Below are 14,019 nucleotides of genomic sequence, written 5' to 3'. Positions count from 1 at the left end.
TCATACTCTATTTTCTGATGTTCAAAACAAAAATCCCATTTAAATACACATTACTGAATCAATCATACTAAAATGACTTCTTCATTCTGTCTATCTAAATGGGATTATTTCGTACTCTTTATGTCTTTTTCTTATTATTCCACCGGTTGTGGTTGCGGCTGCACTACTTCATTCGCACCAGCTATTCTCAACACATTCGCAATATCTTTAAAACCTCTTTTTTCAGCATATTGCAGCGGCGTAATATTTTCCTTATTGGCCATATTTACATCTGCCCCGTGGTCAATAAGCATTTGAATTACTTTCTTATGGCTTTCACTACCATTTCCCAATACAATTGCTTCTATTAAAGCTGTACCACCACGTTCATTTTTATAATTCACATCAATATCTGTATGCTCTAATAATTCTTTAACAACCTCTACATGACCACGCTCAGATGCAGAAATGAGTGCTGTGCCACCTGACTTAGTCGTTTCTTTCGTATTAACTCCTGCATTAATTAATACTTTTACAATATCCGTATACCCTTCTCTACTTGCATAAAGGAATGGATTGCTTTGTTTCTCATCTTTGACTTCAATATTTGCACCTGCACCAATTAATGCTTTAACTGTCTCTACATGATTTTGGTACGTTGCTGCAAGGATAGGCGTTTCTCGGTTGTCACCTTCTACGTTTATATTCGCTCCATCCTGAATCAACTTCATAGCTGTCTCTGTGTCTCCAAGAGTCGCTGAAAGTAACAACTGTTTGTCCAGTAAATTTATACTTTTTTCTTCTTTAACTTCTTCTTGTTCTTTATGCTTTTCTTTTTTCTTTTCGTTTTTCACATGAACCGGTTTCGATTCTGGTTCCTCTTGCTTATCGCAAGCCACTACCGTCATTAAAAGTCCTAATAACATACATAATAAAATTTTTTGTTTTCTCACAACTACAGCTCCTATGAAAGATAATGTTTTCTTAACCATTCCTCCATCACATACAATAACTCTTCTTGAGTACATTTATCCATAAGCCCTTTATATTCCTTCTTTAATCGGATTATCTTAAGCTTATCCTATGTTTCTCAACCTATTGGAATGATACGCCTGATGGCCTCATCATTAACATTATGAAGCAATTAGTTTAGCACGTTTTAACCGCATTTGTATACATTTCTAAAAAGTACATAAAGTGAAACTTTAATTAGTGGGGGTTTTGTTCATCTACCACTAATTATTAGTTGAACCAATCGGGCTTTTACGGGCAGTTGATCTCCACCTAACTTCTTTGCTTTCACTAAATTTTGAGGTGGGGATCTTACTGCCCGTTAATGCGGGATAAATGATTGCTTTAGGTCACTATATTCCATTGTAACCGTTCTTCTAAAAATTTTACACCTTTTCTATATTTGCACCTGAGTAATGCTAGAAAAAGACAACTATATAGTTGTCTTTTTCTAGTATTAATGATGCCCACCGTGATTCCCTGTTTTCGGTTTCCCCATCATTTCTTTATTCATTTCCCATTTATGCTCTGCTAGCTCTTTATACGAAAGAACCTTACCCTTATAGTTAGATACAAAGCTCTCTGCATCTTTTTTATTTTTAAATGAAATGACATTATAAGCCATTGGTGTCGTTATTGTTTTATCATATACGTAAGTAGCGTCTTCTAACGAAACCCAATCTTTCGAATCATAATCTCGAACAAATTTTTCTTTCGTCTTTTCGCCTGGATTAATCTCCATCCATTTATACATACAACCAATATCATCAAACTTTAACGCTTTTCCATTTTCTAAAATGATTTCTGTTGCAAATTGATTATTCGTTACCCCAATTTGGCAAATATCACACTTATCATGTTTCTCATCAATTGCCACAGCTGTTGTTTCCTTTTTCCCACATCCCACTATCGTAAATAAGAAACATAAACATATAGCAAGCACAACATACTTTATTCTCATCACTATTCCTCCCTAAAAACCGTATACTCCACAAGGAGAATATCAAAAACTTGTGTGGGATTTGTGAAAAAACAATGTGCTTTTTGTAATATAGAAAACAAAAAAGATGTGTAGCTATTTCTACACATCTTTCATCATTCACAGCCTGTAATTAATAAATCATCTTCTAACTTAACTAATAATGTATCTGTATTAATTTTCTGCCCAACTTCTACATTTACTAATCTTATATTTCCACTGATACCGACCGCGACTTTTTCAAGCTCACCATTATTTTTTCGGACCATCATTAATTTTTCCCACTCATATACATAAGAAGATTCATTAACAAAAATCTCTTCTATCTTCCCCTCATAAGAACTATAAACTTCTTCTATTCTCGTTTCCATTCAAAATCTACTCCCTACTTCGCACTTCACTATTTTCACCTTATTCTATCACTCTTGTTAGAAGTAAATTATATTTTTAAAAATTCAAAATTACCTTCGTGAACAATATGACCAAAATAAAAATTATGCTTCTAATGGTGTTATTTTTCAAATTATTTACCATTTGGATAGATGCTTTTATGATAAACAAAAAACATTGTTCTGAATTTTTACTTTATTTTGAAAGCGCAATCATTTTTTTAAGGGGGAGATCGGATGTTAGCTCTACTTGGATTTACAATGGTATTTGTCTTTATGTTTTTAATCATGACGAAACGTATGTCAGCATTAGTAGCATTAATATTAATTCCAATTACTTTCGCATTAATTGGCGGATTTTATGCAGACATGGGTACTATGATGTTAGAGGGCATTCAAAAATTAGCACCTACCGGTATTATGCTTATGTTTGCCATTTTATATTTTGGAATTATGATCGATAGCGGTTTATTCGATCCTGTCATTAGTAAAATATTAAAATTTGTAAAAGGGGATCCTTTAAAAATTGTTGTTGGTACAGCCATTCTTACTATTATTGTTTCATTAGATGGGGACGGAACAACAACGTATATGATTACTGTTTCCGCAATGTACCCATTATATAAACGTCTCGGAATGAATCCACTTATATTAGCTGGGGTTGTTATGTTAGGGGCAGGTGTGACAAATCTTACACCTTGGGGTGGACCAACTGCTCGAGTTATGAGTGCACTTGGACTAGATGCATCAGAGCTCTTTACACCACTTATACCAGGAATGATTGCCGGTGCAATTTGGGTAGTTTTCGTTGCCTACTATCTTGGAAAAAAAGAAAGAAAACGTTTAGGCATTATGGATGTGCAATATTTAAAACAAATGCAAACAATGGATGAGCAAGCTGCCACAGTAGAAGCTGCCGTGCATAAACGCCCTAAACTTCTATGGATTAACTTTTTATTGACCGCTACATTACTTGTCTGTCTCATACTAGAAGTTATGCCGTTACCTGTTCTCTTTACAGTTGCTTTCGCTATTGCTGTTATGATTAACTATCCAAACTTAGAACAACAAAAAGAACGTATTGCCTCTCATGCAGGAAACGTATTAGCTGTTGTTTCACTCGTATTTGCTGCTGGAATTTTCACTGGTATTTTATCTGGAACAAAAATGGTAGATGCAATGGCTCAAAGTGTAGTAACTCTTATACCAGATGCACTTGGACCACAGTTGCCAATTATTACAGCTCTTCTTAGTATGCCGTTCACATTTTTCATGTCCAATGATGCATTTTACTTCGGGGTATTACCTATTTTAACGAAGGCTGCTGCTACTTATGGAATTAGTGCAGCTGAAATGGGACGCGCTTCCTTACTCGGTCAACCCGTTCACTTATTAAGTCCTCTTGTCGCTTCCACTTATTTATTGGTCGGAATGGCTAAAGTTGATTTTGGTGAACATCAACGCTTCACTTTATTGTGGGCCGTTGGAACGACAATGGTGATGTTGATTACTGGAATTGTAATTGGGATTATTCCAATATAAGACGCAAAAAACAGTAGAAGAAATAAATCCTCTACTGTTTTTGTTATGAAGAAACGAGAAAATACCTTCTCTCTGGTCTCCCTACACTTCCATATATAAGCTCTGCATGTACTTTCTTCCCAGATATTAAATACTCTAAATAGCGTCTCGCTGTTGATCGACTTACTCCAACCATCGAGCTTAACACTTCTGCGGTAATTCCTTCTTCATTAACTGTTAACATATGCTTTTTTATTTTCGCTAAAGTTAAAGGATCTATTCCTTTTGGAGCATATTCAACTGTATTTCCCTTCACACCTCTTTGAGACCATAAGTGTTCAATTTGTTCTGTAGATAATTGATTGCTTTTCTTTAACTGCCTAATCTTTTTTTGATAACTTTCTAAACTCGCTTTAAAACGGTCAAACATAAGTGGTTTTACGATATAATCAGTTACTCCACCACGTAAAGCATGCCTTACTACATCTGTTTCCGATGCAGCTGTAATCATAATAATATCTGTATCATGCAAATTATGCCTAATATATGTGACAAGTTCTGTTCCTTGTATATCAGGTAAGTACACGTCTAATAAAACGAGTTGTGGCTTCACAAGCTCTAGCCATTCCTTCGCTTGTTCCCCAGTCGTTGCTGTTCCAATTACTTTAAATCCTTCAATTTTTTCAGTAAAACGCCGATGAATGTCCGCAATCCGAATATCATCTTCTACAATTAATACTTCAATCTCCTCACCCATTACAACTCGCCTCTCTCTTTCGGTAATGCAATAATGAACAACGCACCACCTAAATCCCCTTTTTCAATTGCAATGCTTCCATTTAAATCTTCTACTAACTCTTTCACTTTTGCTAATCCATATCCTCGCTTCTCTCCTTCTTTCGTTGAAAAGCCTTTATAAAATATGCTAGTAATTATTTCATCATGAATCCCTTGCCCCGAATCTTCCACTTCAATTAATATTTCTTCTCCGATATCTGTTACAAACATTCTAACTTTCTTATCATGCTCTTGATTTTTTTCAATTGCTTCAAATGCATTCGTAATTAAATTCCCTAAAATCGAAACGACATAATTACTCTCAATATGCGGACTTAATGTTTCTAAACTACTTTCTCGATCTAGTACAAAATCAATCTTCAACTCTCTTGCCCTATTATAAAATCCAATTAAAATTCCACCTAGCCATGGATTTTGAATTCGCTTCATAATAAATTGAACAAAATCTTGATATACCGCCGTCTCCTTATGAATGAGCTCTAGAGCATCTTCATATGACTCTAATTGGATAAGACCTGAAAGCGTATACAATAAATTGTTGTATTCATGGGTTTGTGCTCGTAACGCCTCTGTATATTGCTTCGTCTGAGATAACTCTGCTGTTAACTGATCCATTTCAGATTTCAAACGTAAGCTCGATACGACGCCGGTTACTTTATTATTTACTTTAATAGGTAGACGATTAGCAATAACAGCCTGCCCTTTTATATTTAATTGACGATCAAACTGTTCTTCACCAGTTTGAAGTACATCTAGTATGGATGAATTAGGAATTATATTTAAAATAAATGATCCAATGATATTTTTTCGGTTGTCTAGTGAAAGAATATCGTAGGCTGCTTGATTGACTAAACTAATCATGCCCTTTTTATCAATTACGATAATCCCTTCTCGTACAGATTGAATCACTGTACTATGCTCTTCATATAAAGATGAAATTTCTTCTGGTTCCATCCCAAACATCATTCTTTTTATACTTGCAGCTAAATATATGGAACCGATTATCCCCATTAACAAACCGATTATTGTAATCCAAAATACACGCTTTCCATACACTTCTACCGCTCCATGAATATCATCCATTGAAAATCCAACAGATACTACACCAATAATTTTATTATCCTGATTACGGATTGGAACTTTTCCGCGTAAGGAAGGTCCTAATGATCCCGTTGCTTTCGAAACGTAAGATTTCCCTTCTAATAGCACTCCTTTATTATCTCCACCAACCATTACTTCTCCTATTTTGTCTTTCTTGGGGTGTGCATAACGAATCCCTTCTTTATTTCCAACCACAATAAAATCAGCATCTGTATCAATTCGAATTTTTTCTGCAATCGGTTGAATAATAGCAGCTGGATTTTCTTTTTGAAAAGCTTCCGCGATTTCCGGTATAGCTGCAACTGTTTTCGCAACATGCAAAGCTCTTTTACCAATTTGCTCTTCTACTGTTTCAGATAATATGTAGTAAAACAAATAACTTGTTAACAAAAGCACAACAAGAATAAGTGTACTAATAGTTAATGTAATTCTCGGTTGTAGTTTTAATTTTTTAAATTTCAAAACCATTCCCCTAACATGGATAAAGATAGAATTTAAAGAAAATACAGTTTTTTAAATTGTTAAACTTAATCATAACACGGTTACTACACATTTCTTTATTTTTATCTCCATAAAAAAAGAAACGAAGTAAAATTACTACCTCGTTTCTTAATATTTTTTATTACACTTTAAACTTGCCAATCATCTCTTGCAATTCTTCTGCCATTTGTGATAAGTGAACTGCTGCTCCATTAATTTCATCTACTGAAGCTAATTGCTCTTCAGAAGAGCCAGCAATATTTTGAACACTTGCTGCATTTTCTTCAATCGTAGCTGCAATTTCATTAATAGATGCACTTACTTGTTTGGCATCTACCGTCATTTGTTTCGCTACTTCTACCATACTATCAATTTGTACAACTGTATCATTTGTAGATTTCAATATTTCAGCAAAGCTTTGCTTCGTTTCATTTGCAACTACAAGACCTGATTGTACTTCTGTTCCAACTTGATTCATAGAGCTTACCGTTTCTTTTATATCAAATTGAATCTCTTTCACTAGTTTTCCAATTTCCGTAGAAGACTGTCCTGATTGTTCAGCTAATTTTCGCACTTCATCCGCTACAATTGCAAATCCTCTTCCTTGCTCCCCAGCTCTTGCAGCCTCAATTGCAGCATTTAATGCTAATAAATTTGTCTGCTCTGCAATATGTTGAATCACTTCCAGAATTGCTCCGATTTGTTTCGACTTATCATCTAATAAAGCAATGACTTTATCTGAATTTGAAACTGACTCATGAATTAATTGCATTTGATTCACAGTTTGCTCAACTAACTTCCCACCATCTTCAGCTTTTTTCTTCGTATACATAGAAGCTGTTGATACTAATGAAGAACTATCAGCAACACGCTGAACTCCTTCTGTAACTTCTTCTAATAACGTCGCTCCTTCTTCAACTTCTCTCGTTTGTATTTCAGCCCCACTCGACACTTGCTCTATAGCTTGTGTAATTTGTTCTGTCGCTTCACTTGTCTGCTTCATGCTAGCTGTTAATTCTTCTGAAGATGCTGCTACATGACTTGCTGAAATATTTATATTGGAAATGACATTATGTAATGATGATGCCATCTCATTAAAACTTTCTCCTAACTGCCCGATTTCATCTTTAGAATGAACTGTAATAGATTCTGTTAAATCACCTTCACTAATTTTCCTAGATGATAGAACAAGTTGTTTTAACGGTTTAATAATAGAATCAATTATGAAGTAAATTAAAACCCCACCAATCATTAATGAAATCCCAATAACAGTTATCGTTTTATAGAAAATAGGTTCAGCCGCTTGAATAATTTCTTTTGAAGGCATTATCCCCGCTATTTTCCATCCAGTTTTCTTATTCGTTTTAAAAGTAATGTTACGATCTTCACCATCTAATGAATAATGAAAATCACCAGCTTCCTGTTTATAAAATTCCTTACTAAGTTTCTCTTCTAACTTCTCACCCGGCTTCAGTGTCGGGTGTGCGACTACATTTTTATCTTGATCAAATATCGCTACATAACCTTCCTTACCGATATTAACCATCTTGGAAGTAGTTACAATATTATTGATAATTAAGTCAATCCCAAGAACGCCACTTTTATCCTCATTTTGTTTTGCCAATGTGATAACCGTATTCCCTGTCGTTTTTGACTTATATGGAGCAGTTACAATCACTTCTCCGCTTTTTTTCACTGCCTCTTTATACCAATCTCTTTCTGTAGGATTATATCCTTCCGGCATTTGAATTGCCGGTGATTGAATAAATTGTCCATTGCTAGACCCAGTATAGATAGCTTCCATTTCCGGATGTAACTTATTATATTCTTCTAGTTTATTTTGGATATTTTGTATTTGATCCGCTTGGTAACTTGATTGTGTAAATAATTTCGTAAAATAAGTTGCATCTACTTTTTTACTATCCAATTCCTTATTAATTACATTATCCAAAATTTTTATATTATCTTTCGCCGAGTTTAAAATCGTTTCATTAAAATTTGTTTTCGCCTGCTGATAAGACGTCCAACCAATTACAATACTTGGAAGAATTAAAATGATAATAAATGAAACAAGTAACTTTGTTTTTAAACTACTACTCCTTAACTTCCTTTGAAACATATTTCTACCCCTCCATACCGTTTTACATGCAATAAATTACAATTAATCCATTTATAAAAATTTTAAGATATAAATAGATTGACGAGACTCTCTATTTCTCTTTTACCCATCTTTCTAAATTTAAAGGATTATTGCATACTTACTTCATTCTATAAAAATTAAATAATTAAAACAATGTATAAAAATGTATATTATTCGAAATATTACGATTCACAGAAGAACCTCTAGCACATGCTAGAGGTTCTTCCTACCTTACTATTCTTTATCTTTTTCTACTTCTTTTTTCTTATCTTCTACTACAGATACGACAGGTTTATCATTCGATAACTGCTGTACTGCACCTTTACCTGCAAACCCTTCTAATAACTCTTTTAAATCAATACCAGAGGAAGCTTTTAATGTCTCCTGCATCGTTGCCATTAAATCAGTCGCATACCCTGCTACTTTTCCAGCACCGCTATTCTTACCACCGCCGCCTGTGTCGACAACTGTAATTTTATCAATGTTGCTAAGTGGGCTTGCGACTTCTTTCGCGTAACTTGGAAGCATTTTAAGAACCATATCCATAATTGCCGCTTGACCATATAATTCAAATGCTTCTGCAATTTTTTGTTTGGCTTCAGCTTCAGCCAAACCTTTTAATCTAATAACATCTGCTTCTGCTGTACCTTGTGCTTTTTGTACTTCCGCTTTCGCTTGACCTTGTGCTTTCTCAATCTCTGCTTTCGCTAAACCTTCTACACGAACTTCTTCTGCACGTGCTCTTGCTTCTGCTTCAATCTTATATTGATCCGCATCTGCTTTTTTCATTTGTTTTACTTTTTCCGCTTCTGCTGATTGTTCGACAGCATAGCGATCTGCATCTGCTTTTTTCTTCACTTCTGCATCATATTGCTTCTCACGACGTGCAATCTCTTTTTCTTCTAATTCAATTTGCTTTTCACGCTCAATGATTTTAACGCGCATTTGCTCTTCTGTAACACCTTGTTGCGCTTTCGCTTGTTGTAATTCGTAAGAAAGGTCCGCATCTGCACGAGCTTGTTCTTGATCTCTCTTATAGGACTGCACTTTTAATTCCTTATGTTTTTCAGCTTCAGCGATTTGTGCATCACGTTGATATTCTGCTTCTTTTGCTTCTTTCTCAGCACGAGCTTTTTCAATTCGTGCCTCTTTTTCACGCTCTGCATTTGCAACTGTTGCATCACGCTTAACCATTGCAATTTGCGGCTGTCCAAGCGCATCTAAGTATCCGTTTTTGTCCATTATTTCTTTAATTGTAAAAGAGACGATGCGAAGACCCATCTTCTTTAAATCTGTAGAAGCTACTTCATGCACCTTTTGAGCAAATTGCTCTCTATTACTATACGCATCTTCTACTGTCATAGAAGATAAGATAGCACGGAGATGCCCTTCTAAAACTTCTTTTGCTTCTATTTTTAACTCTTCCGTTTCTTTTCCTAAATATTGTTCAGCTGCTGTAGAAACTTCTTCAATTGTCGATCCTACTTTAATAATAGAAACACCATTTACTGTAATTGGTACACCTTGTTTCGTATACGTATCACGTGTACCAACTTCTAATTTGTAGTTTAATAGGCTTAAAGGCTCTGCTCTTTGCATAATTGGAACTACAAAAGTACCGCCACCGCGAATAATCTTAATCTTCTTTCCATCATCAGTGGTAACAACATTTTTCCCACCACCAAGCCAGTTCCCTGTAACAATTAACGCTTCATCTGGACCAACTGTTCGATACTTCGTAATGAATACTAAAATGAGTAGAATTAAAATTGCGAGTAAAACTCCACCGATAATTAATGGAATCGTCATGTAAATTCCCCCTTATAATTTTGGTTTCTTTAAAGAATAAGCGATGTTCTGTACAAGCAAAACACCATCTTGAACCCCCTCGATAATAACTTCGGTTCCTTGTGAAATGTCTTTCTTTCCAATTGTTTTAGCTGGGATTGCATTACTTCCAAATTGGGAGGAGATTAATACTTCACCAAATCCTTCTGTAGGAATTGTCGTAATGACTTCTCCCTTGCAACCAATGAATTCATCCATACGTTGTACGGTATTTTGTTCTGCTTCTGCAATCGGTTTTAAAATTAATATTTTCATTATGAAAACACCGATAAAAGATATAGCAAATGAACCAGCGAAAATAATAGTACTATTAAAGGAAAATAAATATTCTCCTATATAACTAATTCCACATAACATAGCGAAGAAACTAAGTAATAAGGTAACAACGGATACAGATCCGCCCCCAAAACTAAATATTGATTCAAATATATCTCCAAAGAAAATATAAATAACAGTGAGTATAGTCGCAATAACAAATCCATATAAATAAATTGTTTCAAGTGGATAACCAAACAAAAACATTTCTTATCCCCCTTTCTTAAACAATCCCTTTTTTGTTATGTGTATGCCTCACCTCTTTCAAAGATTATTAATCTCAATTTTCAGTTATTTACCCTTTAAAGAAAAACCTGTAAGACAGGTCTCTAAAAAAGAACAGGAGAAACCTATTGTGACAGGCTCCTCCTAGAAAATAACCGATATATTATATATCTATATAATATACTATTTTCCACAAAAAGTAAAGTTAAACATACATTGGAAAAGCACTTATTTTAGTGATAATGAGTACGTTCCATCGCCATTATCATATTTATATACATACAAGTAATACTTACCTGGTTTTGCATTTAATTTTGCTTCTATATGATTTCCATTAGCTTGACCGTAAGCAGCATAATTTTGCATATCTGATTCATGGTGAAGTACCCACGTCATCCCAATTCCATACTCATTTAAAACAGAAATATCGAGATCTTTCGCTGCTGCTACATTAAATGTATAAACATCGGTGTGATCCCCGCCGATAAGGCTACCTTTTATAGTAGTGTTTAGTCCGATACGATTTGCTTCCTCTTTACGATTATTTGGTTCAGATTCTGTTAAACTTCCATCTTTAATCGTAACAGTTGTTTCACTTCTACTCTCTTTTCCTTTATCATCTTTTACTCTTAACACTACTTTAAAAGTTCCTTCTTTTTCATATGCATGTACTGGATTAACTTCTGTACTTGTTCTTCCGTCTCCAAACTCCCATGAATAAGAAACGATTTTTCCATCTTCGTCGTTTGATCCATCACTTTTGAATTGAATTCCTTCTTTTACAAGCCCATTATAAGGACCGTTTATATGAACTGTCGGAGCTTTATTTTCTCCGTCATCTTTTGCGATACCATGGAAGACTACATCATATTCAAATTCATTGGAACTATTCACACGATAATTGACGAAATATGCTGTAACCGTTTTGTAGCCGCTCCATTCTTTTTGCGCCAATTGTTCTAAAGCTTCATTTACTCTTTTACCCATTGCATTCCAGTCTTCTGATTCACCTTTTGTTACACTACCTGTAAACGTACCTTCTAATGTAAATGTATTAAAGAATTGAGACTCGTGTTTTGTCATTTTTGCATCTTTCATAGACAACGTCTCACTAATTTCTTTCTTCACTTCTGTTAACGACTTTGGTGCATGTTCAGCTAAATAATCATCTGCTACTTCCGGTACAGTGTACTTATCTTGATTATCAATTAACTGCTGCATATACTCTTGATACTCTTTATTTAGCTTAGAATCTTTACTTAGATTTTCACGATATGCATCATAATTTTTCACGTCATTCGCACGAATTAAATCTTGAATTTTATCAAATGTTTCAAACTGATGCGTATATAAGTAAGACTGTAATGCGAACGAGTAGTTATAGAAATCCCAAGAACCATATTTAGCAAATAATGTGCGCTCTGCTGTATAACGGCTTGCAGGATCAGATGATAATCCGCTAATGATGCTCTTTCTCGGTACTACATTATTTGTACGAGTAGATCCTGCGAAAAATTCTGCATTCCCTTCTTGGAACCAAGTTAATCTTTCATTTTGATACATATCTCCTCTTCCAAATAAACCGGGAACTTCATATCTCCCTTGAAGATAGTGAGTAAACTCATGACGGAATAACTCTTCTAAACTATAAATACTTTGCTCTGGCGTACGCTCATATGTAAAGAATGTACCTGTCTCTTCAATATAAATTCCACCGTTGTTTGTTTCATATCCATACAATTGTCTATTTAACTGATATTCATCTGGAGTATTATAGATTACTATCGTTAATACATCATCCGCATTACCTTGTTCTAAAGCTTTGTCATTTCCGATTACGCGGTGATATTGCGCTTTTACTTCCTTCGCAGCCCAATATAATCTCTTAATTTTTTCTTCTGACACTTTATCCCCAGTTTTAAATACAATAGATCCATCGTCGAATGTATAGGTTTTTGGTAAGTATTGCTCTTTTCCTTCTTTACGAATCTTCTCTAAATCTACCGTATTCCCGCTATAATCTTTCCCGTTATAATTTGTTGTAATTTGTTCTACCGCAACAAAGTACGGTTCACTTAAACGTGGATACATATGCATCGCTTGTGTAACAACCTCTAATCCTTTATTTGGATTGCTATGAAACTTCCCTAAACGGCTAGCAAAATAAATTCCATTATTAACGAGCCATTTATTTTCTGACGTTACTTCATTTAGAAGAGCAATACGATTTATTTCATTAATAAACCCATCTACTTTTCCATACCACATCGTTTCATTCGCTTCTTTACGGGCCTCATTTAAGTAAGACTGTATATCATAATCAATGCCTTGCATCATATCGTATACAGCTTGTCCTTTCATACGATCGTCTACATATGCATTAAAATTATCATTATATTGTTTTAAAATATTCGATGCGTATTGCACTGTTTCAACATCACTTGATGCATTACTAATTAATTTACCGTATGCAGATACTACTGTATCTTGCTCATTTGTTCCAAGCTTAAAGTTTGGATTTTTTGCGATTGCTTTTAAAGCCGGTAAACATTTGTCCTGGAAGCTTCTTTCATTTAAAGCGCTTAATTCATTATTATAAAATGCAAGATAAAAAGCTGAACGTAACACTTCAGTAAACGTTTGAATTCCTTTTGAATCATCTTTCGTAAATGTACTACCTCTATGGGCTAATTCGTCTATAATTACTTGCATTTTTCCGTTATCTTTATAAAAGGCTTTTGCATCTTCATTAAACTGGAATAAGTCTGTAATTTGATGCCACTTAATACTGCCTAACGTTTCAACTAACTCTTGATCATTCATTTTGTTTAAATCAGCCATTGAATAGCTTTCTTTAGCTTGCTTTACTGCCGAGTTCTTCGTAATAGATGCTGGTCGCTGTGAAAAATCTCCTACTTTTAAACGTTCTTGAAATGATAATGTTTCTTCGGCTTTAGAAGTGTGTCCAATCTCATCTACTGGTTTTTCAATTCCAACTGGTTTCGAATGCAATACATTATATGGCACCTTTTCTTCTGCTGATACATTCGTTTGAATTGCTCCTAACGATAGCGCCATTGTACTAATACTAAGCATCATTTTATTAATCTTTGATTTCTTGTTCATATCATTGCCCCCTATTTATATATTCCATTCACGAAATTAACATATTATCTGGATAAAAAGATGTAAAATGCAATATTTCATATTATTTCTTCATACAATTTGAACGT

General features: G+C 34.5%; 10 protein-coding genes and 1 pseudogene. 1 reads left to right on the top strand and 10 read right to left on the bottom strand.

Annotated elements, in window-relative coordinates:
• Window positions 1-134: 134 nt before the first annotated feature.
• From DPQ31_RS03040 to DPQ31_RS03030, 3 genes are all read right to left on the bottom strand, one after another.
• Entirely contained in the window at window positions 135-1,007 is an 873-nt protein-coding gene (locus DPQ31_RS03040; RefSeq protein WP_000287349.1) for an ankyrin repeat domain-containing protein, read from the bottom strand.
• 440 nt (window positions 1,008-1,447) lie between these two features.
• Window positions 1,448-1,951: a nitrous oxide reductase accessory protein NosL gene (locus DPQ31_RS03035; RefSeq protein ID WP_098711625.1), complete on the bottom strand. Its 504-nt coding sequence runs from the start codon at window positions 1,949-1,951 to the stop codon at window positions 1,448-1,450.
• 134 nt (window positions 1,952-2,085) lie between these two features.
• Window positions 2,086-2,340, bottom strand: a complete 255-nt coding sequence (locus DPQ31_RS03030; RefSeq protein WP_000450026.1) for a hypothetical protein — start codon at window positions 2,338-2,340, stop codon at window positions 2,086-2,088.
• A 255-nt stretch (window positions 2,341-2,595) separates the two neighbouring features.
• Between DPQ31_RS03030 and DPQ31_RS03025 the strand changes: the two genes are divergently transcribed.
• Window positions 2,596-3,900: a CitMHS family transporter gene (locus DPQ31_RS03025; RefSeq protein WP_098911589.1), complete on the top strand. Its 1,305-nt coding sequence runs from the start codon at window positions 2,596-2,598 to the stop codon at window positions 3,898-3,900.
• Between the two features lie 43 nt (window positions 3,901-3,943).
• Here DPQ31_RS03025 and DPQ31_RS03020 read toward each other — a convergent pair whose 3' ends face one another.
• The 7 genes and pseudogenes from DPQ31_RS03020 to colA all read right to left on the bottom strand — a co-directional run bounded on the left by DPQ31_RS03020 (window position 3,944) and on the right by colA (window position 13,912).
• Complete coding sequence (locus DPQ31_RS03020) at window positions 3,944-4,636, bottom strand: response regulator (protein WP_000503458.1); 693 nt, start codon at window positions 4,634-4,636, stop codon at window positions 3,944-3,946.
• Window positions 4,636-6,240, bottom strand: coding sequence for an ATP-binding protein (locus tag DPQ31_RS03015; RefSeq protein ID WP_141556011.1), 1,605 nt, complete (start codon window positions 6,238-6,240; stop codon window positions 4,636-4,638). The genes DPQ31_RS03020 and DPQ31_RS03015 overlap by 1 nt, the downstream gene beginning before the upstream one ends.
• A gap of 160 nt (window positions 6,241-6,400) precedes the next feature.
• Window positions 6,401-7,261: a methyl-accepting chemotaxis protein gene (locus DPQ31_RS29800; protein ID WP_370512681.1), complete on the bottom strand. Its 861-nt coding sequence runs from the start codon at window positions 7,259-7,261 to the stop codon at window positions 6,401-6,403.
• Between the two features lie 129 nt (window positions 7,262-7,390).
• Window positions 7,391-8,377 (bottom strand): annotated as a pseudogene (locus DPQ31_RS29795) (cache domain-containing protein); the annotation flags it as partial.
• A 255-nt stretch (window positions 8,378-8,632) separates the two neighbouring features.
• Window positions 8,633-10,207 (bottom strand): flotillin lipid rafts scaffold protein FloT, encoded by a 1,575-nt coding sequence (locus tag DPQ31_RS03005; RefSeq protein ID WP_000154995.1) that lies wholly within the window; start codon window positions 10,205-10,207, stop codon window positions 8,633-8,635.
• 12 nt (window positions 10,208-10,219) lie between these two features.
• Window positions 10,220-10,768, bottom strand: coding sequence for an NfeD family protein (locus DPQ31_RS03000; RefSeq protein ID WP_000478275.1), 549 nt, complete (start codon window positions 10,766-10,768; stop codon window positions 10,220-10,222).
• A 246-nt stretch (window positions 10,769-11,014) separates the two neighbouring features.
• Window positions 11,015-13,912 carry a collagenase ColA gene (gene colA, locus DPQ31_RS02995; RefSeq protein WP_097957563.1) on the bottom strand — a complete coding sequence of 966 codons (2,898 nt, stop codon included), beginning with the start codon at window positions 13,910-13,912 and terminating at the stop codon, window positions 11,015-11,017.
• Window positions 13,913-14,019: the final 107 nt, after the last annotated feature.

This window comes from Bacillus sp. COPE52 (assembly GCF_003355115.1).
GTDB lineage: Bacteria > Bacillota > Bacilli > Bacillales > Bacillaceae_G > Bacillus_A > Bacillus_A toyonensis.
The sequence above is the reverse complement of the archived record's forward strand: the minus strand, read 5'-3'. Positions and strand labels throughout refer to the sequence as shown.